Genomic DNA, 22,077 nt, shown 5'->3' on the forward strand with positions numbered 1-22,077 from the left:
GGGCGTGGTGCCAGGTCAGATCAAGTCAGCTCAGGTCAGCTCAGGTCGAGAATCGACAGGACGGTCTGCGGCAGGTCCCGCGCGCTCATCCAGACCGCCATCACCCGGCCCTCGTCGGCCGCCAGCGCACCCGACGCTCCGCTGAACGTCGTACCGAGCGTGATCGGAGCGCCGAACTTCTCCCCTGGCCGCGCCACCGCGACCTGCTGTCCGTACGACGTGGGTCTCCCGTTCCAGGTCGCGACGAAACTCCCGTCACTTGCGGCGATCACGCTCGCATACCTGGTGGAAGCCTGTATATCGGCAAGGAGGACCGGCTTTTCCCACGCCTCACCCGCCGGCTTGCGCGCCGAGAACAGGACCTGGATACCCGACTCCGGGTTGTAGGTCTCGGTAATGAGCATGACGTCGCCATCCGGGCTCATCGCCATGGAGCCGGTCGGAGTCGGCGCGAAATCGGTCGAGGGGAGCCCTTGGATCCAGTCCGACCAGGTACCGTCGTCCTGTCGCTCCATGGTGTAGACGCAGGGGTTGGTGATGGCTCCAATCATCATGTCACCGGCGTCATTGACCAACGGCTTGAGGACATTCCCGCAAGGCGAACGCCGAGTCGTCGTGGACGTCCAAGGTCCTCCCCGGGCGTTGCCGGTCCTGACATGGACGACGGAGTCCGGGTCCATCCAGGTGATCAGCGTGTTTCCGTTCGGGCTGACTGCCACGTCGAGACTACTCAGACCCCCAAGGGGCACGGCCGGTTCAACGGTGCCGTCGGAGTCGATCCGAATCATGCTCGCTCTCGCCGGGTCGGTGCCCCGCCCGAGAGTCCCGAAGACGACAACCGCGTTGCCCGCGTCGTCCATACCCCAGTGGAAGTCGACGCGGTCCTGGCTGCCGGTCAACTGGCGAGGCGCGGTCCACTGCCCGTCCGCCGAGCGCCGGCTGAACCACCGCTCGTAGCTTCTTGCCCAGACGAGGATCGCCTGGCCGTTGTCCGCCAACCTCACCGTCGGCGAAGCCCCCGGACCGAACTCCGTAGGCCCGGAGACAACGCCGTCGGCAGTCCGCGAGAAAACCGCGACGCGAGTCGACGATCCGGTACCCAACCGCGCCGGGATGAGTGCGTTGCCGGCCGCGTCGATCGCGGGCGTGTAGTCGTACTGGTAGGTCGCCTCGCCGACATTGACCGGCAGCGACCACCCCGCGAGCGACGCCGCCCGGGATTCGGAGTCCCCCGGACTGGCGTTCGCGGCCGGCAACGTGCTCACCACGCCGACGAGAGCTGCCACAGCCACGCCTGCCCCCATCCGCTTGAGCAGTCTCGAGCAGCGGGTCTGTCTGTTCACGTTCACTCCTTTTGTCTCCAGCGCGCGATCAGCGCGAGTGACGTACTTCAGCAGACCCCGCTCTCCGGCGGCTCCTCTTCGCCTATCGTCAGGCTCTCAAGACCGTTTGTCCGATTTCGCCCCCCTTAGTGCTCGTGAAATCGCTCGAATCATCGCAAAACCTGCCGGAACGTACTTCCCACCGCGGGTATCCAGCTGCCCGCGGAGTCGTCGAACTCCACCGAAACTCATTCGAATTAGTCGTCGTCCAATTCGGTCCGGCACCGCGAAAAGGCGAGGTTGGGGATGGAGTAACCCATCTGTCCCGAGCCACTTGGCCACATTTCGGCTGCGGCTTTGTTGGGTGCGTTCGAGATGTTTCTCGTAGCGCCGTCGGGTAAGGCATGTGAACCCAACACACATGCTGAGACGAGGAGGGGGTTTGGGTGAGCGAATTCCCCAACCAATCGCCTGACCCGACAACTACTGATACCAAACAAGCGGCCCGCCAGGTGGCCGGCACTGCGAAGGAGCAAGCCCAATCCATCGCGCGTACGAGTAAGGAACAGGTGCGGGAGGCCGCCCGGCACGTTGGCGGACAGGCTCGCGGGGAGGCTGACAGCCAAACGAAGCGCTTGGCGCACGGTGTTCGCAGCTTCGCCGACGATCTGAGCTCGATGTCAGGCGAGGCGACGTCAGGTTCGGTGGCACGAGATGTGGTGCAGCAGGTCGCGGACGGCGGGCGGCAGGCGGCCGACTGGCTGGACCATCGCGGCTTCGACGGCCTGCTGACCGAGGTGCGGTCCTTCGCCCGCCGCCGTCCGGGGACGTTTCTGCTTGGTGCGACAGTCGCGGGCTTCATGATCGGCCGACTTGCGAAGGCGACGGCCAGTTCGGAACCGGAGCAAGGCTCCAGTCCTTCGGACTTCGCACCAGGCGAGTCGAGCACCGACCGGGACGCCTACTCGACGCAGAACCGACCGCCGTACGAAACGCCGGCCGCGATGGCCGCGGAGCCAGGCACCGCCGCCTGGTCACATCCGACGGAGGAGAGGTGACATGATGCCGCCCGCCGAACCGCGGCTCCCTGACCAGGGTGTCCACGCCGAAGGTGGTCCCGGCCTCCCGGCGAGCCAGCCAGACGACTCCGGCGAGAGCATCGGCAGCGTGCTCGCGGACATCACCCAAGACCTGCAGACGCTCTTTCGTCAGGAGGTCGACCTGGCCAAGGCCGAATTCCGCGAAGAGGGGATCAAGGCCGCCAAGGCTGCGAGCCTGGTGGGCGCAGCCGGATTCGCCGGCTACATGGTCGTCGTCCTCCTCTCGCTGGCTGCCGTGTTCGGACTCGCGAACGTGCTCGGGCTCGACTGGTCAGCTCTGATCGTCGCCGGTCTCTGGGCGGTGGCCGGACTCATCCTCTTCGTCACAGGACGCGGGCGGATGCGAGAGGTCTCGGTCACGCCAGAACGAACCACCGAATCTCTGAAGGAGGATGCTGAATGGCTTCGGAACCCGACAGGCTGAAGGCGGAAGCGGACCAGACCAGGGAAAGGCTTGCCGAAGATGTCGACCGGCTGGCCGACCGGACCAGCCCGAAACGCAAGCTCAAGCGGAGCTCGGACCGCGTAAAGAACGTCGCCCGCAGTACGAAGGAACGAGTGATGGGCACCACGGATCAGGTGCAAGAACGAGCGCACGGCATGGCCGAAACCACGCAGGACAAGGCAGAACAGGCCACAGAAGCCGTACGGTCCATACCTCAGCAGGCCCGGCGAAAGACCGAAGGGAACCCCCTCGCGGTCGGGCTGATCGCCTTCGGTGCGGGGCTGCTCGCCGCCACGCTGATTCCGGAGTCCCAGGCGGAACAGAAGGCCGCGGCCCAGCTGTCCGACATCGGAAGCGACGTGGCGGCGCCAGTCGCCACTGCTGCCAAGGAATCCGCGGCTCACATCGCCGAAGAGGCGAAGACTGCCGCGCGTACCGCGGGCCAACGGATCACCGAGACAACGCAGGAGGCCGCTCAGACCACAGGGCAGGAAGCTCGAACCCACCTACCGTCCGGGAACCAGGAATAGCGATCACGGTTCACCTGACCACGTACGACTGGTATGGCCTTGACCGGCAGCGCTTCGGGCTGGCAGTCAAGGCCATACCGACTCTCCCAGGAGGCGTTTCAGCGCAAGGTCGTTGCTGTGTTTGAGCCTCTCCTGTGAGGTCACATGGCAGCCATGAAACGACGATTCAGCTTCGTGGTCGCAGGCTTGGCCGCCGCTACGGTGGCGAGCAGACTGCTGCGTGCACGGCATGGCAATCAGGGATATTTCGCACCGATCGTCTGGATCAATCGCGATGCCGAGGACGTCCGTGAGGCGCCTGGCCTCCTGGGTCTTTCCGACCAGCATGAGGTGGAGATCAAGGCAGAGGGTGCCGGAACAGTCGTTCGGTCCAAGTCCGGCAAAGGACCGAGTTGGAGGAAGCTGCGCGAGACCCGGCAATTGCTGGAGACCGGCGAGGTGCTGAGCGTGGAGGGACAGCCCCATGGCGCCCGCAAGCCGGTGGGTGCTCTCCTCGAACGCGCCGGGCAAGCTGTCAAGGAGCGTAGGAGATGAAGGCACTGTGCTGGTCTGGTCCCAATCGGCTGACGGTCGAGTCCGTACCCGACCCCACGATCCTGAACGAGCAGGACGCGATCATTCGGGTCACCGCGTCGTCGGTGTGCGGGTCCGACCTGCATCTGCTCGGCGGGTACGTACCGGGCATGCTGGCCGGCGACATCATCGGACACGAGTTCATCGGTGAGATCGTCGAAGTCGGCCCGGGAGTAAGTCACCGCAAGCAGGGCGAGCGTGTCGTGGTCTGCTCGATCCTCGGCTGCGGCCGCTGCTGGCACTGCAGCCAGGACGAATGGTCGAGCTGCGACAACTCAAACCCCAACCCTGCGTTGACCGAAGCCGCCTACGGGCACTCCGCGCCCGGGATCTTCGGGTACTCCCACGCCTTCGGCGGATTCGCCGGAAGCCACGCCGACTACATCAGGGTCCCGTACGCCGACTACGGCACATTCCGCGTTCCCGAAGGACTTCCCGACGAGAAGGCGGTCTTCGCCTCCGATGCGGTCCCCACCGGATGGCAAGGCGCGGACCTCGCCGACATCGAGCCCGGCGACACAGTGGCGGTATGGGGTTGTGGCGGCGTCGGACTGATGGCGATCCGGGCCGCGTACCTCATGAACGCCGAACGAGTCATCGCGATCGACAGAGTCCCCGAACGCCTGGACATCGCCGAACAGCAGTACGGCGCCATCCCGCTGAACTACCAGGACACCGACGATGTCGTCGACGCCCTGCGTGAGCTGACTGCCGGTCGCGGTCCCAGGCGTTGCATCGAGGCCGTAGGCATGGAAGGACACAGCGACGGTCTGCAGTACGCCTACGACCGAGTCAAACAAGCCGTACGTCTGGAGACAGACCGCGCGCCCTCGTTGCGGGAAGCGATCATAGCCTGCGCCAAGGGCGGAACCGTCAGCGTGCTTGGAGTTTTCGGCGGACTCGTGGACAAGTTCCCCATGGGTGCGGTGGTGAACAAGGCGCTGACCGTCCGCAGCGGCCAGCAGGCCGGGCAGCGTTACATCCCAAGGCTGCTGGAACAGATGGCAGCCGGCCAGATCGACACCGGCCCGCTCCTGACCCATCCCATGTCCCTGGACGAAGGACCGCTGGGCTACGACCTCTTCAAACACAAGAAGGAGGGCTGCCTGCGTGCGGTCTTCTTCCCCGAACGCTGAGCTCCGCTGCCGATCCGGCGGGATCCAACACCTGGCCGCAGCCGGTGTCCGGCCGGTGCGTCTGGCGGGTCGAGGTGCCCGCCAGACGTACCATCGGCTCGCGGCGTCACGTTCTGGCGCTCAACCGCGTGATCTTGTGTCGCTCTCTAGCTTCTGGCCTTCTTCGCGGCGCTCTTCGCCGCGGTCGCGGCCTTTCCCTTGAGGTTCTTGGTCATGGAGTAGGTCGCGAAGAGACTCGGGTCCGGCTTGGGTGCGCTGGCGGGGCCTCCGAGAGGCTCCGGGTCCTGGACGTACTCCAACGGGTCGTCACCTTTGGTCCAGCCGCCCTGCTTGCCTTCGGTGCCGTCGGACAGCCGCCAGATCGTGTGGTTGTGATCCTGGTCCTCTTCGTCGAAGAGTGCGTCGGGCACGATCGGTGCCTCCAGGCCGTCGGACTCGAGTTCCTCGATCGCCTTCAGCCATTGCTTCTGATGGACGGTGTCGCGGGCGAGGTTGAACCGCAGCATCGCCTTCACACCGGGGTCGTCGGTCATGTTGTAGAGCCTCGCGGTCTGCAGTCGCCCGTGGGCTTCCGCGGCCGCGTTGGCGCGGAAGTCGGCCAGCAGGTTGCCGCTGGCCACGATGTACGCGCCGTTCCATGGCACGCCCTGGCTGTTGACAGCGAGCGCACCACCTCCGGCGACGATGGCGTGCTGCGGGTCCATTCCGCCAAGGACGGCGGCAATGACCGGGTCCTCCGCCACCTCGGCGGTCATGGTGGCCGGCGCACCCTCGAGAAGACGCGCGACCATCGTGGCGAGCATCTCGACGTGGCCCATCTCCTCTGTGGCCGTGTCCAGGATGAGATCCTTGTACTTGCCTTCGATGCGGCAGTTCCAGCCCTGGAACAAATACTGCAGTGCGACGGTCATCTCGCCGTACGCTCCTCCGATCAACTCCTGCAACTTACGCGCATAGAGCGCGTCGGGCTTCTCTGGCTTGGCCTCGAACTGCAGACGCTTCGTGTGCCGAAACATTCCGGGTTCCTCTCGCTCGATTCGGAAGGCTCGGCGTACCCCAGGGAACGCGACCTATCGCATGACGGCGACTTTCTTTCTCAAAATCTGCCGGGTTTCGCTGAATGAAATCTGGTGAGCGAACTGTCGTGGAAATGGCATAGGCAGGACTGCGGCGGGTGCAGAAAGCCCCCACCTCATCTGGAGCGTGCCGAATGTCCAACGAACGTCGCATTCCATGGCGAATCGCCGTGGGCTGCAGCGTGGACCTGTGCGGCCTCGCCGGCCTCGCCCTGGCCGTATGGGGCACGGCGACGTCGCAGGTCCTGATCATCTCACTGACCTTGCTGGTCACCACCCTCGCCGGCTACTGCTGCCGGCCGCCCCTCGAGGTTTCGCCCAACGCGGAGGTGTGAGCCACCTCAGCCTTCGCGCTCGCCGACGAGCCGTTCTTCGGCACGCTCACGTACGAGCACCTCCTCCGCTGCGACATCCCAGACGGCGGCGTACTGGCCGTCCGAGCTGGCCGCCGAAGCGCTCTGGGAGATCATCACAGCCGCATCCGAGTCGACGGCGCACCGATGAGTTTTGCCGTCAGGTTCGGTCTGTCCTCCAAGTGCCCTGACCGATGGGGGCTGATATCGAGCAAGGAGACAGGTATGGCGGTAGGAGTGTTCGCGGGCATCCCGGTACGCGACTATGCCGGCGCACTGGAGTGGTACACGCGGCTGTTGGGTGCCGACCCGGCGTTCTACCCCAACGACATCGAGGCGGTCTGGCAACTGGCCGAGGACCGGTACGTATACATCATCCAGGACCCCGCCAGAGCCGGCGGAGCCGTCGGCATGATCTGGGTCGACGACCCCGTCGCCGAGGCCGCGAGGATCTCCGGACAGGGCCTGGAGCCGGTTGACATCGAGAAGTACGACTCAGTCTGGAAGTACGTCTTCCACGACAGCGACGGCAACGAAACCGGAATCGGCGGCAACGTCTCGACGCCTGGATAATGGCGCGCCTCGGGATGCGTCACGGGCACCTGGCACCTGACGCGAGCGGCGACATCGGTGTCACCGGATCCCAACCCACGGGTGGCAGGGCATAGCGCCCTGCCAGCCCGGCGTTGGCTGACGGTCCTGTGTGCCGAGACCGCGGACGATGCTGCCGGTCTCGGAATCGACCTCGTCGCCAACCATCCACGCCGCGATGCCGCCTTTGCCGAGTGATCGTCATCGTGCGCGACGAACAGGGTGCGGCACCGAGCTGGTGCCTCCGGCCGACTGGGAGATCTGCTGGGGCTGACGCGAGGTTGGCGAACGGTTCGCGGCTCTCGCCGAGATATTCGGCCCGTGAGCCGGTCCCCCGGCATCAGACCAAGCACCCTGCTGCTGGTGGCTATGTCTGCCGGGCGAGGTAGTGCAGGAGCTTGGGCCAGGCGTTGGTGATGGCGTGCTGGTTGGCCGACGGGTCGTCGCCGTCCAGGCGGGGATCAGAGGATGCGAGGTTGGGGATCATGAACGCGACGCCGTGGCCGGCTTTCGGGTAGGCGAGCACGCTGGTGTCCGCGGGTGGATCCTGGGCGCGGCGTCGCTCTGCGATGGCGTCGGCCATCGCGCAGGACTGCCAGATGTGGTCGACCCTGCCGCAGACCAGCAGTACCGGCCCACCGATCCGCTCCACCGGAATCTCGTACGCAGGACTGACCGCCAACGGCCCGAAACCGTCATGGGGCAACGGCTTTCCATCACGTGTCCAGGACGGTCCATAGTCGGTCCCGCTCACCACCACATTGCTCGGAACAAGACCGACCACACCGTGCACAAGCTCGGGAAAGTGCGCGGCAGCCAGGAGCGCGGCCTCACTGCCCCGTGATGCACCGATCACCACGATCCGCTCCGGGTCCACGCCAGGCTGCTTGGCCAGCCACCCCAGCGCCTTGGCGAAGTACTCCAGCGGGATGTTGCTGAGCTCGTCGGGCAGCCCCGGCTCGTCGAAATAGCCCACTGCGAGCGCCCGATAGCCATGGGAAGCCAGCAAGTTCCCCATCAGTTCCCCGGACGTGCCACCCTCGGATCCACCGAGCACCATCACCGCCGGCTTGCCCGAGCTGATGCCGGCGGGAATGAGGAACTCGCCGTGGAAGCCGTCCTGCCGCACCCTCAACGAAACCTGGCGTACGCCCGGACCGCGCAGGCTCCGCACGAAACTCGCCGACGCCACCCGGCGCCCATCCACATCGGCGGTTACGGTGACCCTCTGTCCGGCGAAGGCAGGGATGTCGAGCCATTCATGCTGCCCGTTGGGGCGCATCGACCACAGCAGCCCGGTGGCAGCGACACCGGTGTAGGTGCCGGCAAGTGGCGCGTCACGCCGAACGTCGACAGTGCCCTGTCCATCAGCACGAAACCTCGCCCAGGAAGCGAACGCGCGCTTGTTCACGCTGCTGTCGTTCGCACGAAGCACGACCGTGCCGCCGGCTTTCAGGCCGGTGACAGATATCGGAACATTCTCATCGACGAGCACCATGCGTTCAGGCAGGTGGATGACGACGTCGGCCTGCTGCCCTGTGCACGCCGCCGATCCTGCACACAGCATCACCGCTGAGGCAACCGCCGCTCCACATATCCCCACCCTCAACCCCACCCCGCCACCCTATCGCCAACCGAAATGGGCTGCCGTGTCTGCACTCCCGGAAGATCACCTAAGGCGCTGACGCCCATCATGTCGCCTGGACGGTGGTAGACACTCCTTCCCCTAAGATCGCCTACCGGGAAGTCCGTCTGTTCACGTACGAGTGAGGCAAACCAAGGGGCTGATGCATGACGACTGCGCTTCGAATTCCGGATCGGCTGGAGGACTTCGTCGTCAAGGCATTCGGCGATGTCGGACGCGACTGGCTGGCGCGACTGCCGAGTCTGGTCGCTGACGCGGCGAGTGCCTGGCAGCTGGATGTGGGCGCTCCGTTCGAGCCGGGCGGCAACGTCGGGTGGGTTGCTCCCGTACGTCGAGCCGACGGCAGCGACGCGGCGTTGAAGGTGTCGTGTCCGGCTCATCGCAATCCCTGGGAGGCAAAGGGCCTGCGACACTGGGCTGGTCGTGGAGCGGCGCGACTTTTCGACTCCGACGAGGCGAGTCAGATCTTGCTGCTCGAGCGGTGCGTGCCCGGTACGAACGGTGATGAACTCGACGTCGCGACCGGGAACGAGGTCGTTGCGTCGCTGCTGGCCGAGTTACACGCGGTCGATCCTCCTGCAGACGACGAGTTCGAGCCACTCGCGACATTGGTGGAGGGCTTCCGCGAGACGATGTGGGACTGGTTCGATCGATTTGAGCGGCCCGTGGATCGAGGCGTCGTCGCGCAGGCGGACGAGCTGTTCACGTCCCTGACCTCAGCTTCGACGGACGCGGTGTTGCTACACGGCGATCTTGGGCCGGGGAACGCGGTGCTCTCGGAGCGTGGATGGTTGGCGATCGATCCGCATCCGGTGCTGGGTGATCGCGCGTTTGATGTGAAGCAGGTCCTGTCGCTGCGTGACCTGCGTGACGCGCGGGAGCAGGTCGACTTCTTTGCCGATCGTCTGGATCTCGATGCGCGACGGATCGCCGGCTGGACGTTCGCGTGCAGTGTGCAGTCCGCGCTATGGGGCAGGTCGGTCGGCGACGCCATGACATTCCGCAAATACCTCGACCGTACGGAACAGCTCTCATCGCAGCGCCTGGTTTAGCAAGGCTCAGCGATCCAGAAAGTTCGATCACACGATGCTCCGACAAGTCGGTCTTGACGGATGGGTTCCGGGTGGCCTGGATGACAGGAACGATCTGATCCTTGCCCATCACGCCGTACTTGCTCACCACGAGCGCGTCACCACGTAAAGCCGTGGCGCAGAACGCGCCGTCACCTTCACGGTTCGCCCACCACATGTCGTTCTCGAGCTCGATGCGGGGCGAGGGCGGCGAGCAAATCGATCGCCTCACGCAGGTACCGCCACACGGTACTGACCGACACCGCGAACCCGACCGCCAACCGCACGAGGGTGTCACCATTGCGCAGGTGGGCCAGTGTCATCAACGCCTGCTCATGTACTGGTAGCCGCCGGCAGCGCATAATGAGCCGTGGAGATCGGTATGACGAAGAAGGAAGCTCTGAGGTTGCTCCGCCTGATGGTGAAGCTGGCCCCGGAGACCGATCCGGACCCGCTGTGGGCCCGCGAACCCTGGGACGAAGGATTCACCAACGCGTCCCTGTCGGAGCAGGTGCGTTACCGCGAGGCCGCCGTGCTGCTCGCTACGTCCCGGCATCCCCGGTGTCCGACCTATGTCTGGGACCTGCTCACCCTGAACGGCGTCGAGTCAGACCAACTCGCCCGCCTTGTGCGCCTGTATATGACCGACCCCGAGTCCGGCGCAGGCAGGATCCTGTCGGCTCATCCCGAACAACTTCGCGACGCCGACCTGGACGAGCTCACCCGGGTGTTCGTAGCCGACGTGGGGCGGCACTTGTGGCTCGCGGAAGCCCTGCTGACGCGCCGACCACGCGACGAGGCGTGGGACGCGCTGACTGGCTTCCTGACGACAGTCGAGGACCCATGGCAGGTACGTACGGCTTGTGTCGTCCTCGCACGTGTCGACTCGAGGTTGTCCCAGCTGGGACCGGGCGATGAGCGGCGGCGCGCATACCGGCGGATGTGCGCCTTCGTCAAGGTCATGAGCGGCAGACCGCCAGCGTTGATGGCAGGCGCCAATTCGTACGTTCAGGAGGAGTCCCGGCCGGGGGATGTCAGCCTGCTCGAATGCGATGGCAAGCTCATCTGCTACACCTGCGCGGGTTAGGCCCAGGCTCAGAAGTGGTTCTGCCGTGTGGATTGCGCGCGTTCTGGCTCATGGTGGTCAGCGGCGGACGGCCGTTGGGTCGAGTGGGGAGAGTTCCTCGGCCCAGGTTAGGCGTTGTTCGCCTACGCCTTCGGCGGTGAAGGCTCGAGCTTGTTGGATCTTTAGCAGTGTGTCCCGCTTGTCCAGGCCCGAGGTGCGCAGCAGTGCCAAGGTGAACATGCCGGTGCGCTTGTGCCCGACCGTCGACATCGAAGACCAGCGCGGCGTGCGCGCGGCCGGTGCGCACGCGTTCTTCCTTGGCGGCGCGTTTGTCGAGGCCCTCCTGCCAGCCTTCGGGGTGGCCGCTCATACACCAGCAACCACCGAAGATGCCACCGTTGCGCTCGACCAACTCCGCGAAATCGTCCCAGGTCGATGCGTCGAGAGGGCGAACCACTGCTGGCCGATGAGTACAACCGCCGACTATGGCAGCCGTCCCTCCAGCACGCCTTCGGCGGGCGACCCGGCAGGCCGGGCGTACATGCGCGCTAACGCGACGCCGCCGCACCCGCCACGTCTCGGTGAGAACCCCGCGCATGGTGTGCCGTGGACCGCGCGGCGAGCAAGGCTCGAACGCGCACTGCTCGGGTCAGAATGTCGACCCAGCAGTCCTGGCGGCCTTCCGCGTGGCGCTGCGCAGCCCCGTGTCGGCGATCACGTGATTCCCACACTGACGATCAGTAGAGTCCCCATACAGACGGCGTATAGATTTCCGATGGGACGACGTACGAAGGACCTTTGGGTGTCTCGTGGTGTCCATTTGGGGATCCCTCAGCGGACACCGCGCACACCGGTATGTAGCCAGCCAGGCAGTCGTTAGCACTTCAGTGGCCGGTGATGCCGTCGATCGCCTCGCGGATGATGTCGGCGTGGCCGTTGTGCCGTGCGGTCTCCTGGATCATGTGGGCCAGGATCGCACGGAGGTTGACCGGCGCACCCCAGGGCGTGGTGACGACGTCGTCCAGCTCGCCTGCGGCCACCACCTCGCGCGCACGCTCGCATGTGCGCATGTACAGCCTGACCAGCCCCTCCGCGGTCTCATCCGGGTCGACCCGGAACTCGGCACCCGGGTCGAACAGGTCGGGCTCCTCAATCCCTGCGTAGATCTTCAAGAACCAGCCCTGCTCAGTGGCGGCCAGATGCTTCACCAGCCCCAAAAGGCTTAGGCCAGACGTCGTCATCTGCCGGCGTAGCTGCACGTCGTCAAGGCCCTCCAGCTTGTACAGCAGCGTTGCCCGGTGAAAGTCGAGCTGCCCGGTCAGCATCTCGCGCTCACCGGCCAGGCGGTTCGGACTCGCTCGCTCGACAAGGGCGGTGAACGGCGGCGTGGGAACGGGGTTCATGACATCTCCGTCGGTGTTCAGGCTGAGCGTCGCGTCCGTGGCTTATTCGGCTTGGAGCCCGTAGGGCTCGGCACCGCCGCATCACGATGGCGGCGCGCCGACCTGCGTTCACGGGACCGGGAAGTCCCCAGGCGGCCCTTCTCCAATGGCGCCGTCGACTGCTTCGCGGAGCAGGTCGGCGTGGCCGGTGTGCCGGGCGTACTCCTCGATCAGGTCGGCCAGCAGCCGTCGGACGCTCATCCCATCGTGGGTTGCCTGATCGAGCCCGCCGTGGGACAGCGTCTCTGCCAGGGAGTCCCTGGAGCGGTGTACGGCCTCAGTCCACAGCGCGTGCAGCGCACGCGGGGCGTCATCGGCGGCAGTACGCCATGCCCAGTCCTCCCAGTCGGCCTCGAGGTCGAGGCCGTCGAACGGCGCCATGGGCGCCCTTCCCGCCAGCCGGTGTTGGAAGTAGAGCTCTTCAACCCAGGCCAGGTGCTTGAGCAGACCGCCCAAGGTCACTGACGACGGGCCGAACCGCAGGGCCATGCCAGCTGCGTCGACGTCGGCACATTTCCACGCGAACGTGCGCCGGTTTCGTTCGAGGGTTATCAGGGCCGTGTCGACCTCATCGCCGTGCATGAAACGCTCGACGTCCCACTTTGGTGGCTCGCCAGCCGTAAAGCCGGGTGCACTCGTCATGTCCGACCTCCTAGGTTCAGACGGCCAGGTAGCCGTGCGGGCCATCGTAGGACCGGTTCCGGACGATGTACTTCCGCATTGACACCCGCGCTCACGAATCCATAGCCCGATCCCTGTGACCGGACGGCGAATGGAACGGACTGGGCGCGCCTGAGCTGGGCCTCGACCCTTGAGACGCTTCGAACACGGGATCAGCGACTTCCATCGCCATAGGCAGTTGCTCGGCAGAGGCGTGCTCGAGTTGAACGAACCCGGTGAGTTTGGCCGATGCCCGAAGCGTCGTTGTGACGCTTGCGCCGAATGTTCGCACCACGTTTGATGGCATGCGTGGCTCGGCCGCGCCGACCGAACCTACGTTTCCGCAGGTCAGAAGTGGCTCCCGGGGAAGGATTCGAACCTTCGTTGACGGATCCAAAGTCACATACGGCAGATCCGGCACGTCCAGCGTAGTCCGTTTCCGCAGGTCAGGGCTCAAAGGTGTCCAGCTCGGACGCCCTCGTCCAGAGCCGTCCACCACGTTTGTGAGACGGCTGTGAGAGCTCCAGATCTGTGGAGGTGCCTTCATGCCGGAATCCGTAAGCCCAGCCGAACGCGTAATCAAGTGGTCCACAGCCGCCGCCGTCCTGTGCGTGGCGACGGTCGCCGCGGTCGTGTCGTACGACCACGCCTACGCCCTCGTCCGCTCCTACGGCGAGGACGGCTGGACCGCCCGCCTCGTCCCCCTCACCGTCGACGGCCTCATCTACGCGAGCAGCATGGTCCTACTCCACTCCGCCCGCCGCCGGCTACCCGTCCCCCGCCTCGCCCGCTGGCTCCTCGGTGTCGGCATCGCCGCAACCCTCGCCGCCAACGCCGCCCACGGCTTGGACCACGGCCCGATCGGCGCGGTCGTCGCCGCCTGGCCGGCCGTCGCTCTCGTCGGCACCTACGAGCTACTCATGCTGATCATCCGCCGTACCAGTGCCCTACCCGCCGAGATACCCGAGCCTGGACACGTACCCGACGCCGATCCTTACCAGGTACGGGCCACCGAGATGTTCGCGGACGAGCTGGCTGAAGGCCGCATGCCGTCGATCCGCGCCATCAGGAACAAGATGCGCGTAGGCCAGCCACGCGCGCAGCAGATTCGCACCTACCTCTCGAGCATCCTGGCAGCCAGAGCGGAGAGCCGGACATGACTTGCATCCGCGTCGGTTCGTTGATGAGATGTCTTTCGATTACATGGCAGCTCAGAGAGCAGCCGGAGGCCGTGCCCACAAACGCTGGGCGGCGGCAGCGGCTTCTTCGATCAGATTCTGCGCAAGTCGCCCTACGCGCACACACAATAGCTGTGCGTTCGTCTCGCGCTCTTGGCGAGCGGCTTCGGCTGCCAGGTGCCGACTGCTAAGAGTTGGACGTTGGTCGCCCGCCCAGGTGTTCCGCTCGTACGTGCAGGCGGTATGTGCGCTGACACGCAAATGCTCAAGCGTATGGGTCGCCAGCGAGAAGCGCAGCGGACCTGGGGCACCTTGGCCTCCGGGCGCTACAACGAGGCTCACAAACTGTCCAAGCAAGGACGCCGTGACCGAAGGGGCGAGCAGGGAGACATTCTCTCGCGATGGCGTCTTGAGACCGGCAGACCTGACGTAGGTCTCGTCATCGAGGAGACCGGCACGATCGCGGGCAACCTGTGCGCCGGTAATCTGACCGTTGCACTGAAGGCATGGCCGCTCCGGCGCAATGACATGTGTCCGCCAGGTGGCGTTGCGCATGCCGCGATCGGGAAAGGGGTCGACCGCTAGTCCGCCGTCGATCACGGGGATGAGGTCGCTGTAGGCGAGCTGGTTGAGCACAGCACGTGGCCACGGCCGGTCCACGCAGCTGAAGATGACGTCATGATCGAGCGCAACGCGCTCTCCATCTGGCTCGCAGACGCTCAGGTCGTAACCGCTGAGAACGGGCCTAACGGCCGTAGCGGCCGCTCGGACTGCCCGCAAGGCGACGTCGACCTTACTCCGGAATAGGGCCGCATCCATCGGGGTCGCCGTTAGGAGGCGGTCGAGGTTTACGTGCTCCACAGTGTCGAAGTCCATAACCGAGACGTGCTGGACGCCTGCCTGGACTAAACGGATGGCGACATCGAGCCCTACCGTTCCGGCCCCTACGACCAAGACACGAAACCGGGAGATGTCGGCTTGCACAGCGTTGCCCCACGCGGACACTGTCCGAATCTGTGCAGACGTGGGCAGAGGCGCGGGCCGAAGCCTGTCGTTCCAGCTCACCCGCAGCGTGGGGCCCACGACCCGGACGCTTTCGGCATCGCCATGGCCGCGGCTGCAGTCCCATGACCTGGCCGACCAGGTCCGATCCCCCGCAAGCGTCATGCCGACGAGCGGGCACCCGGTGATCGTTTCCGCCACGCGGGCGTAGGCCCGTTCGGTCTCGCGATCGGCGTCACTCATCCCTTGCCAGCCCTCTCCGTGCGGATGAGAGTGCATCAACGCGACGCCAAGCCCCTGGGAAGCTGCCTGGCTGGCAGCCCTGACGACATAGTTGCCAGAGAACGAGGCGTTTCCGTGAACGCTTCGCTCGCCCTCTAGAGGTAGAACGAGACCCGTCAGCACGGCTGTGGTCCGCCGGCTACCGGTAGAGGGTGCGTACGTCGCCAGGCAGACATCTTCCTGACTATCCGTTCGGAGTAGGTGGCCGCATGCCTGCAAGTCGAAGGTGCTGGTCATCGCTACGGATTGGCTGGTCACGTGGCACTGCCGAGAACCCCGCGCACGTGGGCGAGCCACGCGGCGATCGAAACATGCGCTGTCCCCCAGCGGGGAACATCGCGAGAATGGGCTGCCCACCCCCTCATTGGGGACACACCGACGTTGGTGGCCAGGAAGACGACTTCCTCAGGCAGATGAATCCAGTGTGGCGGTACCGCTGGCCACGGTCCGACCTCATCCACGCTGACTCCCGTGCGTACAGCGTGGCCAGCCAACGCTCCAGTCACCGGGGTCACCGTGTAGGTCACCAGGGCAGACTCGATGGCGGGCTCGGCACCGAACTCCAGAAGTGCGGCCAGGAACGCCTCGACGCCGGTGGCGGCTTGGATGGTCACGCAACAGTGCCCTGCTGGCTGACGCTCACGAACACATCGCCGTCCTTGATGTTTACCTTCGCCTCGTCACGGAACGTCTCCACGTCGCCGTGCTTGCCCACACGGGTGAGGTCGTAGCCGGACGCTGGGAGTCCGGCGAGCGCCAACAGCTCCGCTGCGGTGTAGTGACGGTCCTCCACTGAGAACTGCTGTCCGTCGATCGTGATCTGGACCTTCTTGCGGTCACGCATGGGGTTCGCGTCCGCTGCAACCATGGTGTGCTCCTCCTGACGGTGGCGACCTGGGACCTGTTTCCGAAGGTCGCTTCGTCCGTCTTTGACGTCGCACCGGTCCGTGTCGTCCGGCAGCGGAGCGGCTCCTGAGCGACTACCGTGAGTGAGAGCACGCGGTAGGCACACAAGTTTCAACCCGTGCCGGACAGAACGGAACGGTGCGACGTCTGGGGGAAGTAAGGCCGTCCGAGACCGACCATGCGGGAGGGTTTCGAGTACATGTCGCGCGACAATGGTCGGTCCCACGCCCAACTCCCCCGGAGAAAGGGGGACTCGGGCGAACCGTTCTTGCCGAAGGTAGGGGAGCTGTATCTCGTAGCCACGTTCATCTATTCGACCTTCGACCCGGCGGCCGATCGCCCGGTGGTTGTCATCATGGTTCCGCCAGGACCCGAATCACGCTTCCCGATCCAGTTCGTCACACGAACGTCGAAGCAGGCCCCTGGCGTACCGCATCCTGTGGACATGCAGCTTGGTTGCGACCGTGACGGGGTGTTCTCCAGCCTTGCGTCCGCTGAGCAGCAACTTTGGACGCCACAGAACGTTCAGCGTCTAGGCGTCTTACCGGACCCTTACTGGTCCAAGGTGCGGGAGCGGTTCTCATGACGCCGCGCGAAGAACTGCTTAGTACCGGCAAACTCGGACACGCTGGCGCCGAGCTCCTGTACAGGACGGTCCGACTAGTGGCCATTGGCCATCGGTTCCCGTCGCCGGAGGGTTCGGCCGGCTGGGACGAGACTGCAGTGACCGAAGCCGCCCATGACTTCGTTAAGGACGAGCGCGGAGCCAATCGCCTCCTCGACATCACTGTCCGCTCCGTAGATGACCGGTCGTTCGAGCGGCTTCTCGAGGCCGCGGTCCTGAACTTCCTGCGTGACGTGGCAAGAGGAACCGATCTGGGCAAGCTCATCCTGAGGGTGAAGGAGATTTTGCGCGGCCAAGACGACTTCGAAGCGATGCCCGGCCGTCCCGAGCGGTGGACTCTCACTGGAGGCCTAAAGGAGCCAAGTCGGGCGGGTCCGAACCAACTCGCCTCTGCGACAGTCGGAGTGAAGGTTGACACGCCTAAGTGGACGAGTGAGCGCCGTGATCCGCCATTGGCTGATCGACCCTCCTTCGTCCGTCTGATGACGAGCGTGCTGACCGTCGCAGCTGGCAGCCTGACTGCTGTGGACATCGCTCACGCTCTCGTCGCGCGACTTGATCATCGCAGGACACCCTTGACGGTGGCCCTGGATACCCGTGAGGAGATATCCGAACCTCAGGTGCCCGGTGGCGATCCGGCGACCCAGACGGTCGCCAAGCTTCACGCCGCGGAGATCTTTGACACCCTTAGTGACAGGGAGCGCATCATTGTCACTGTTCTGGAACGCAACGTGCGCGATCTGGGGCAACTGATCGGCACGGGGAAGTCGCAAGCAGCGCTCATCCGCCAGCGTCTTATCGATCGGCTCCACGACGAACTCGGCGACGATGATCTCTCGGACGACACTGCGATCACGCTGCGCGATCTTTGTGAGGATTGGCTCCTGCAGCGGACAGGAGTGGACGATGCAACGTCTGATGAATGACGAGGGCAATCAAAGGGGTGACAACCGATGACAGCGAACGTCCATCCCTCATCCATTGAACTGCTGGCAGCTCTGACCGACCCAGATGGAGCTGCTTTGATCCTCGAGCACATCGAGGAGTGCCTAGCATGTCGTATCCGCATGTCCCGCATCCGCCGCGCCTCCGGTCCTGTGACAGCGAGTAGCAACAGCCTCCAGCGCATCGTGGATGCATCCATCCCGCTGCCGCAGTCCATGGCTGACTTGGTGGTGGGCGGAAGCGGTCAGAGGCCCCAGCCGAACGACATTTGGCGTGTTGGACGGAGCGAGGCACTGCTCGTGTGGGTCCGACAGGTCTTCGACGACGGCGTAGCCGACGTAATCCCGATAGTGCTCGACGTCGAACTGGCAGACCAAGAAAGCGTCATAGTCGAAGCTGACGCGACCCCTCTCGCCACCAAGACCGTCGCCATGGTGGCGTTGCGAACCCATGCCCACATCGGCGCCTTCATCAACCAAATTGGCGTCCTTGACATTGGTAGCGACGTCTCCGAGGTGATGACCGCAGCTCAGGAGGGCCGCCCGCCTCGCGGTGTTCAAGTAGGGCCGCCGATCGAGGACAATGACGACCAGCGCCTCGAGTACCGGCAAGCGCTGCGCGATCTCCTCTCAGAACTCTCACCGGGTGCCTGGCTCGAGGCGCAACAAGATCCCAAACCGAACTCCGAGCAGCAGACACACGGCCCCGCCGCAGATCGCTCATTAGAGGAGATCCAGCGGGAACTTGAGGAACGGCTGTGGGGCGTAGAGTGCCATGAGATCTCGCCGAACACATACCCAGTTGATGCGACGACACGTGCCGAGACTGCCTTCAAAGCCAGGTATCTGGATACGACGGTTCTCGTCGCGACGCTTCACGGTGGGTGCCTCGCCACGTTTCCCGAAAGCGAGGCCATAGCCGCGGCCTGCCGTCAGATGACGCTCATCGAAACAGACGCCGATGCGGTAGCCATCACTATCCCTGGCGGCGACTGGCGGTCGCTGCTCTTCACTCCGGCCCATATGCGTCGCGCCTTTGGGGTACCTGGCGGCGCTAGCACAGGCCCAACTGCTGCCCTGGAGGGCTACGGACTCGTCGATACGCTTTGCAAGCACCTTGACACCCTTACGACGGCATGGGAGGTCACTGAGCGCGCGGACAGTCGGATCGGACGGATCGACCTCCGACAGGTTGCAGCAAAGCACGCTAGCGCATCTATACAGAAGATCACCGCAGATGGAAGGCGCGCGCATCAGACTGCCAAGCGATCTGGATGGGGGAATCTTCCTGAGGACTTCGACGATCGAGCGGTGAGGTTCGTCGTCGCAGTAGTCAATGGGGTGGAACTAGACGAGGCTATAAACGAGCTCGGGCTGGAGGCGACCGATGATTAGGCGACTAACGCTGAAAAACTGGCGCAACTACGAAGACGCCACAGTTGACTTCAGAGCGGGAACGACATTCGTGGTCGCATCAAACGGCGTAGGGAAAACGTCGTTGGTCGAGGCTGCGCGATGGGCACTTTTTGGGAGGATCGCACCAGATGGGACCCCCGTTCGCGCCGGCGCAGTTTTTGCTACAGCGACCGTCGAGCTGGAGCTTCCCGATCTGCGGGTTCTTGTGGTCGAGCGAGAATTAGTGGCAAAGTCAAGTGCATCTCGAGGGACCGGATCACCGCCTATAGTCCGTCTTGATGGAGCACTGGTCCCCCCGGAAGAACTCGATCAGCAACTGTTCGCTGCCTACGGCACTGAGCCAAGCTTTCTCGTCGGCTTGACGATGCCGGTTAGTGATCGAGAGTTCGACAAGCCGTCAACCCTCGGCCTCGAGGCGCATCTCGGTCGCTACTACGGAATCGATGGGCTCAGGAATGCGGTCGAGCGTCTCAGGGCAATGCGAAAAGCGACTGATGCTCGGATCAGAAAGATCAAGAATGCGAACGCGACAAGCGCCCAACGGCTAGTCCAGTTACAAGACAATGTAGAGCAGAAGGCACGCCTACTTAGGGACGCTACCGAGATTCATGAGGCTTCACAGAAGCAGGTAAGAGAGACCCAAGAGCAGGAGCGCCTTAAGGCCAATATGCAAAGGTGGCTAGACGAAAGTATAGCCCGTGAAGAGGCAGTTGAGAGGCTCGCTGCGCAGGTATCCGTCGACCTACATTTGCCCGTTACCAGTCAAAACCTGGAGCTCCTGCTCGACGAACGACTGGCAGAACTGGACCTGCAGATTGAGACCGTCCGTATAGAAATCGCCGTCAAGGTGGCGAAGGACGAGGAGTTGGCCGCCAACGAAGGGCATCTAGATGCTGCACATGATGATTGCCCAGTCTGCCGACGACCGCTCGACGAGACGACAGTCGCATTGGCCCACCATGCCAACCAACAGGAGCTCGCCTCCATTCGAGACTCCATACTTAGGGCCAGGAGCACCGAGGACGATTTGCTCACCCAGCGTGAACTTGTCAAGAATGCTCGTGCTCAGTGGCAGAAGATCCCACGCCCTGGGCAGCCGCCACAAGAGCCTGATGCCAACGACGAACTGCTCCCGCCATCCCAACTCGAGGTCATGGCCGAGACGGCCCTAACCACTCGGTTGAATGCCCACGCAGCGCATGCCCAGGCGGAAGCGGAACTTGATCAGGCCCGCGCGGCCGACCAGGCCATGCGCGAGCTCGAGTCGCTGTTCAGACAAGACGCAAGGCTTCGAGTCGCCATCGAAACAACCGAGGAGACGCTCACAGAGCTACTCAACGAGACAATCCATCCGCTCGCTGTGGAGGTCGACAACCGATGGAAGGAGTTGTTCCCTAACCGCGGGGACCTGACTACCCATTCCGATGGAAACATCACCAGAACACTCAACGAGCGCACGCTGCCGTATAACTCACTAAGCACCGGCGAAAGTATGGGCGCGACAATCCTCCTGCGGCTCCTCGTGGCGCAGATGGCCACGATGGCGACCTTCTGCTGGTTCGACGAACCCTTAGAGCACCTTGACCCCGACATCCGTCGAAAGGTGGCAAACCTCCTGTCACGCGTCACTCGCGGAGAGGGTCCGTTGAAGCAGGTGGTGGTGACCACATACGAGGAGCCGCTAGCCCGTCATCTCCGAGCACGAGACGATCAGCATGTGGACCTTCTCGACGTACGCCAGACGAACTGAACAGGCCGAACGACATGTTCGCATGCCAATGCCCGATGCCGGGACGCTCACGCCAATGTCGGAAGCTGCGGCCTTCTAGGATTCCGGGGACTGCCCGATGCAGTCTTCGGCAATGCTCGAGAGTTGGGCGATCATCCGCTCTAGCCCCCGTGAGGGTCGAGGATCGGACGATTGTGCAAGCGAGACTCGCTCGTCTCTGGTCGGTTAGCAACTCTTCATGGTCGTCCTCTGGCGCAAAGATCGTGACGACTCGGGATGGATGGATACGGAAGTGATCAATATAGGGGAAGTCACAGGTGACGCGTCTCCACCTCTACATACCTAGACAAACTGGATGGTTCAGGCGGGCAGCCGTTCGGGGCGTCGGATGCCGCTTCGTGGACCCTGCTCGCAGACCACGCGTAACCGTTTCGTCCATTTCTCCGACAAGATCCTGGGAGTGGAGGAATGATGCGACGTCTGCGATCAGTCATGCTTGTGCTTGGGATGTTGATGTCGGCTTCCGCTTGCGGATACGTGAGGTTGGGCGCTGGCTCTGGTGGCGGCTGCGCCGAGTACGTTGAGGATGCGCAGAGCCAGATTGACCGGGCTACGCAGCATCTGCGTGCGGTCCAGAACGCGGCATCTGAGATGGATGCCCGCCAAGAAGCTAGCGATGGCATGGCCGCGTTCCGGACTGGTCTGATGATTATGCGCGACCGTGGGGACTGCTTTCCTGAGGATGATCGCGCATGGGCGGTCCAGAGTCTTGAGATCTGGCAAGACGACAAGGCGTTCACGAATGTCATGGGTTGTTACTACGTTAAAGTGCGTGGAGAGACCGTACCGAACTTCTGCAACTTCGAAGAGTGAGGGCATCCGTGCTGTCTGCCAGGCAACGGCTCGGTCGTGGTCACTTGAGTTGCCTAGGTATGAAGTTGTGAGACGAATGCGTCATGGGCTCGCATAGGAATCGGAAACGCAAC

At 64.1% G+C, this 22,077-nt stretch carries 24 protein-coding genes and 1 pseudogene; 14 read left to right on the forward strand and 11 right to left on the reverse strand.

The features are described from left to right. Nucleotides 1-35 precede the first annotated feature (35 nt). Nucleotides 36-1,343, reverse strand: a complete 1,308-nt coding sequence (locus ACYVF6_RS36675; RefSeq protein WP_460528352.1) for a hypothetical protein — start codon at nt 1,341-1,343, stop codon at nt 36-38. A 683-nt stretch (nt 1,344-2,026) separates the two neighbouring features. On the opposite strand from ACYVF6_RS36675, the gene ACYVF6_RS36680 reads away from it, so the two are divergent. The 5 genes from ACYVF6_RS36680 to ACYVF6_RS36700 all read left to right on the forward strand — a co-directional run bounded on the left by ACYVF6_RS36680 (nt 2,027) and on the right by ACYVF6_RS36700 (nt 5,106). After that, complete coding sequence (locus ACYVF6_RS36680) at nt 2,027-2,380, forward strand: hypothetical protein (protein ID WP_460528354.1); 354 nt, start codon at nt 2,027-2,029, stop codon at nt 2,378-2,380. Nucleotide 2,381: 1 nt separating this feature from the next. After that, nucleotides 2,382-2,846: a phage holin family protein gene (locus ACYVF6_RS36685; protein ID WP_460528356.1), complete on the forward strand. Its 465-nt coding sequence runs from the start codon at nt 2,382-2,384 to the stop codon at nt 2,844-2,846. Continuing rightward, nucleotides 2,822-3,397: a DUF3618 domain-containing protein gene (locus tag ACYVF6_RS36690; RefSeq protein WP_460528358.1), complete on the forward strand. Its 576-nt coding sequence runs from the start codon at nt 2,822-2,824 to the stop codon at nt 3,395-3,397. The genes ACYVF6_RS36685 and ACYVF6_RS36690 overlap by 25 nt, the downstream gene beginning before the upstream one ends. 153 nt (nt 3,398-3,550) lie before the next feature. Beyond that, nucleotides 3,551-3,931, forward strand: coding sequence for a hypothetical protein (locus tag ACYVF6_RS36695; RefSeq protein WP_460528359.1), 381 nt, complete (start codon nt 3,551-3,553; stop codon nt 3,929-3,931). Continuing rightward, entirely contained in the window at nt 3,928-5,106 is a 1,179-nt protein-coding gene (locus ACYVF6_RS36700) for a zinc-dependent alcohol dehydrogenase (protein ID WP_460528360.1), read from the forward strand. The genes ACYVF6_RS36695 and ACYVF6_RS36700 overlap by 4 nt, the downstream gene beginning before the upstream one ends. A 146-nt stretch (nt 5,107-5,252) precedes the next feature. Here the strand turns inward: ACYVF6_RS36700 and ACYVF6_RS36705 are convergent, their stop codons facing one another. After that, nucleotides 5,253-6,122: a manganese catalase family protein gene (locus ACYVF6_RS36705; protein WP_460528361.1), complete on the reverse strand. Its 870-nt coding sequence runs from the start codon at nt 6,120-6,122 to the stop codon at nt 5,253-5,255. A gap of 194 nt (nt 6,123-6,316) precedes the next feature. On the opposite strand from ACYVF6_RS36705, the gene ACYVF6_RS36710 reads away from it, so the two are divergent. Further along, on the forward strand, nt 6,317-6,517 hold the full coding sequence (locus tag ACYVF6_RS36710) for a hypothetical protein (protein ID WP_460528363.1): 201 nt from the start codon (nt 6,317-6,319) through the stop codon (nt 6,515-6,517). Between the two features lie 6 nt (nt 6,518-6,523). Here ACYVF6_RS36710 and ACYVF6_RS36715 read toward each other — a convergent pair whose 3' ends face one another. Further along, complete coding sequence (locus tag ACYVF6_RS36715; RefSeq protein WP_460528365.1) at nt 6,524-6,655, reverse strand: hypothetical protein; 132 nt, start codon at nt 6,653-6,655, stop codon at nt 6,524-6,526. Nucleotides 6,656-6,760: 105 nt separating this feature from the next. Between ACYVF6_RS36715 and ACYVF6_RS36720 the strand changes: the two genes are divergently transcribed. Beyond that, nucleotides 6,761-7,108: a VOC family protein gene (locus ACYVF6_RS36720; RefSeq protein WP_460528367.1), complete on the forward strand. Its 348-nt coding sequence runs from the start codon at nt 6,761-6,763 to the stop codon at nt 7,106-7,108. Between the two features lie 385 nt (nt 7,109-7,493). Here ACYVF6_RS36720 and ACYVF6_RS36725 read toward each other — a convergent pair whose 3' ends face one another. Then, a complete protein-coding gene (locus ACYVF6_RS36725) occupies nt 7,494-8,741 on the reverse strand; it encodes an acyl-CoA thioesterase/bile acid-CoA:amino acid N-acyltransferase family protein (RefSeq protein ID WP_460528369.1) in 1,248 nt (415 codons plus the stop codon). Between the two features lie 308 nt (nt 8,742-9,049). Here ACYVF6_RS36725 and ACYVF6_RS36730 point away from each other — a divergent pair, with 308 nt between their 5' ends. Beyond that, nucleotides 9,050-9,823: an aminoglycoside phosphotransferase family protein gene (locus ACYVF6_RS36730; RefSeq protein ID WP_460528371.1), complete on the forward strand. Its 774-nt coding sequence runs from the start codon at nt 9,050-9,052 to the stop codon at nt 9,821-9,823. Nucleotides 9,824-10,041: 218 nt separating this feature from the next. On the opposite strand, the pseudogene ACYVF6_RS36735 reads toward ACYVF6_RS36730, so the two are convergent. Continuing rightward, nucleotides 10,042-10,200: pseudogene (locus tag ACYVF6_RS36735) on the reverse strand (helix-turn-helix domain-containing protein); the annotation flags it as partial. Between the two features lie 23 nt (nt 10,201-10,223). Here ACYVF6_RS36735 and ACYVF6_RS36740 point away from each other — a divergent pair. Next, nucleotides 10,224-10,928 (forward strand): hypothetical protein, encoded by a 705-nt coding sequence (locus ACYVF6_RS36740; RefSeq protein WP_460528373.1) that lies wholly within the window; start codon nt 10,224-10,226, stop codon nt 10,926-10,928. Between the two features lie 57 nt (nt 10,929-10,985). On the opposite strand, the gene ACYVF6_RS36745 is transcribed toward ACYVF6_RS36740, so the two are convergent. The 3 genes from ACYVF6_RS36745 to ACYVF6_RS36755 form a co-directional block, all read right to left on the reverse strand. Continuing rightward, the gene (locus ACYVF6_RS36745) at nt 10,986-11,177 is read right to left on the reverse strand and encodes a hypothetical protein (protein ID WP_460528375.1); all 192 of its coding nucleotides are present in this window, start codon (nt 11,175-11,177) and stop codon (nt 10,986-10,988) included. 614 nt (nt 11,178-11,791) lie between these two features. Next, nucleotides 11,792-12,310 (reverse strand): DinB family protein, encoded by a 519-nt coding sequence (locus tag ACYVF6_RS36750; protein ID WP_460528377.1) that lies wholly within the window; start codon nt 12,308-12,310, stop codon nt 11,792-11,794. A gap of 108 nt (nt 12,311-12,418) precedes the next feature. Continuing rightward, a complete protein-coding gene (locus ACYVF6_RS36755) occupies nt 12,419-12,991 on the reverse strand; it encodes a DinB family protein (protein ID WP_460528379.1) in 573 nt (190 codons plus the stop codon). A gap of 563 nt (nt 12,992-13,554) precedes the next feature. On the opposite strand from ACYVF6_RS36755, the gene ACYVF6_RS36760 reads away from it, so the two are divergent. After that, on the forward strand, nt 13,555-14,169 hold the full coding sequence (locus ACYVF6_RS36760; protein ID WP_460528381.1) for a DUF2637 domain-containing protein: 615 nt from the start codon (nt 13,555-13,557) through the stop codon (nt 14,167-14,169). 51 nt (nt 14,170-14,220) lie between these two features. Here ACYVF6_RS36760 and ACYVF6_RS36765 read toward each other — a convergent pair whose 3' ends face one another. From ACYVF6_RS36765 to ACYVF6_RS36775, 3 genes are all read right to left on the reverse strand, one after another. Beyond that, nucleotides 14,221-15,432: a ThiF family adenylyltransferase gene (locus ACYVF6_RS36765; RefSeq protein ID WP_460528383.1), complete on the reverse strand. Its 1,212-nt coding sequence runs from the start codon at nt 15,430-15,432 to the stop codon at nt 14,221-14,223. Between the two features lie 293 nt (nt 15,433-15,725). After that, complete coding sequence (locus ACYVF6_RS36770) at nt 15,726-16,085, reverse strand: hypothetical protein (protein ID WP_460528385.1); 360 nt, start codon at nt 16,083-16,085, stop codon at nt 15,726-15,728. Further along, nucleotides 16,082-16,339: a multiubiquitin domain-containing protein gene (locus ACYVF6_RS36775; protein ID WP_460528387.1), complete on the reverse strand. Its 258-nt coding sequence runs from the start codon at nt 16,337-16,339 to the stop codon at nt 16,082-16,084. Before ACYVF6_RS36775 ends, ACYVF6_RS36770 begins: the two co-directional genes overlap by 4 nt. 761 nt (nt 16,340-17,100) lie before the next feature. Between ACYVF6_RS36775 and ACYVF6_RS36780 the strand changes: the two genes are divergently transcribed. The 4 genes from ACYVF6_RS36780 (at nt 17,101) to ACYVF6_RS36795 (ending at nt 21,964) form a co-directional block, all read left to right on the forward strand. After that, complete coding sequence (locus ACYVF6_RS36780; protein WP_460528389.1) at nt 17,101-17,928, forward strand: hypothetical protein; 828 nt, start codon at nt 17,101-17,103, stop codon at nt 17,926-17,928. 27 nt (nt 17,929-17,955) lie between these two features. Continuing rightward, a complete protein-coding gene (locus ACYVF6_RS36785) occupies nt 17,956-19,341 on the forward strand; it encodes a hypothetical protein (protein ID WP_460528391.1) in 1,386 nt (461 codons plus the stop codon). Further along, complete coding sequence (locus ACYVF6_RS36790; protein ID WP_460528393.1) at nt 19,334-21,112, forward strand: ATP-binding protein; 1,779 nt, start codon at nt 19,334-19,336, stop codon at nt 21,110-21,112. Before ACYVF6_RS36785 ends, ACYVF6_RS36790 begins: the two co-directional genes overlap by 8 nt. A gap of 447 nt (nt 21,113-21,559) precedes the next feature. Next, entirely contained in the window at nt 21,560-21,964 is a 405-nt protein-coding gene (locus ACYVF6_RS36795; RefSeq protein ID WP_460528395.1) for a hypothetical protein, read from the forward strand. Nucleotides 21,965-22,077: the final 113 nt, after the last annotated feature.

Source organism: Flindersiella endophytica (assembly GCF_054779015.1).

Excerpts from the sequence above, each read along its gene's own strand:
- ACYVF6_RS36690 (WP_460528358.1), top strand. The coding sequence starts at position 2,822 with ATGGCTTCGGAACCCGACAGGCTGAAGGCGGAAGCGGACCAGACCAGG.
- ACYVF6_RS36710 (WP_460528363.1), top strand. The coding sequence starts at position 6,317 with ATGTCCAACGAACGTCGCATTCCATGGCGAATCGCCGTGGGCTGCAGC.
- ACYVF6_RS36700 (WP_460528360.1), top strand. The coding sequence starts at position 3,928 with ATGAAGGCACTGTGCTGGTCTGGTCCCAATCGGCTGACGGTCGAGTCC.
- ACYVF6_RS36685 (WP_460528356.1), top strand. The coding sequence starts at position 2,382 with ATGATGCCGCCCGCCGAACCGCGGCTCCCTGACCAGGGTGTCCACGCC.
- ACYVF6_RS36785 (WP_460528391.1), top strand. The coding sequence starts at position 17,956 with ATGACAGCGAACGTCCATCCCTCATCCATTGAACTGCTGGCAGCTCTG.
- ACYVF6_RS36750 (WP_460528377.1), bottom strand. The coding sequence starts at position 12,310 with ATGAACCCCGTTCCCACGCCGCCGTTCACCGCCCTTGTCGAGCGAGCG.
- ACYVF6_RS36695 (WP_460528359.1), top strand. The coding sequence starts at position 3,551 with ATGAAACGACGATTCAGCTTCGTGGTCGCAGGCTTGGCCGCCGCTACG.
- ACYVF6_RS36720 (WP_460528367.1), top strand. The coding sequence starts at position 6,761 with ATGGCGGTAGGAGTGTTCGCGGGCATCCCGGTACGCGACTATGCCGGC.
- ACYVF6_RS36705 (WP_460528361.1), bottom strand. The coding sequence starts at position 6,122 with ATGTTTCGGCACACGAAGCGTCTGCAGTTCGAGGCCAAGCCAGAGAAG.
- ACYVF6_RS36760 (WP_460528381.1), top strand. The coding sequence starts at position 13,555 with ATGCCGGAATCCGTAAGCCCAGCCGAACGCGTAATCAAGTGGTCCACA.
- ACYVF6_RS36755 (WP_460528379.1), bottom strand. The coding sequence starts at position 12,991 with ATGACGAGTGCACCCGGCTTTACGGCTGGCGAGCCACCAAAGTGGGAC.
- ACYVF6_RS36740 (WP_460528373.1), top strand. The coding sequence starts at position 10,224 with ATGACGAAGAAGGAAGCTCTGAGGTTGCTCCGCCTGATGGTGAAGCTG.
- ACYVF6_RS36795 (WP_460528395.1), top strand. The coding sequence starts at position 21,560 with ATGATGCGACGTCTGCGATCAGTCATGCTTGTGCTTGGGATGTTGATG.
- ACYVF6_RS36745 (WP_460528375.1), bottom strand. The coding sequence starts at position 11,177 with ATGTCGACGGTCGGGCACAAGCGCACCGGCATGTTCACCTTGGCACTG.
- ACYVF6_RS36790 (WP_460528393.1), top strand. The coding sequence starts at position 19,334 with ATGATTAGGCGACTAACGCTGAAAAACTGGCGCAACTACGAAGACGCC.
- ACYVF6_RS36765 (WP_460528383.1), bottom strand. The coding sequence starts at position 15,432 with ATGAGTGACGCCGATCGCGAGACCGAACGGGCCTACGCCCGCGTGGCG.
- ACYVF6_RS36775 (WP_460528387.1), bottom strand. The coding sequence starts at position 16,339 with ATGGTTGCAGCGGACGCGAACCCCATGCGTGACCGCAAGAAGGTCCAG.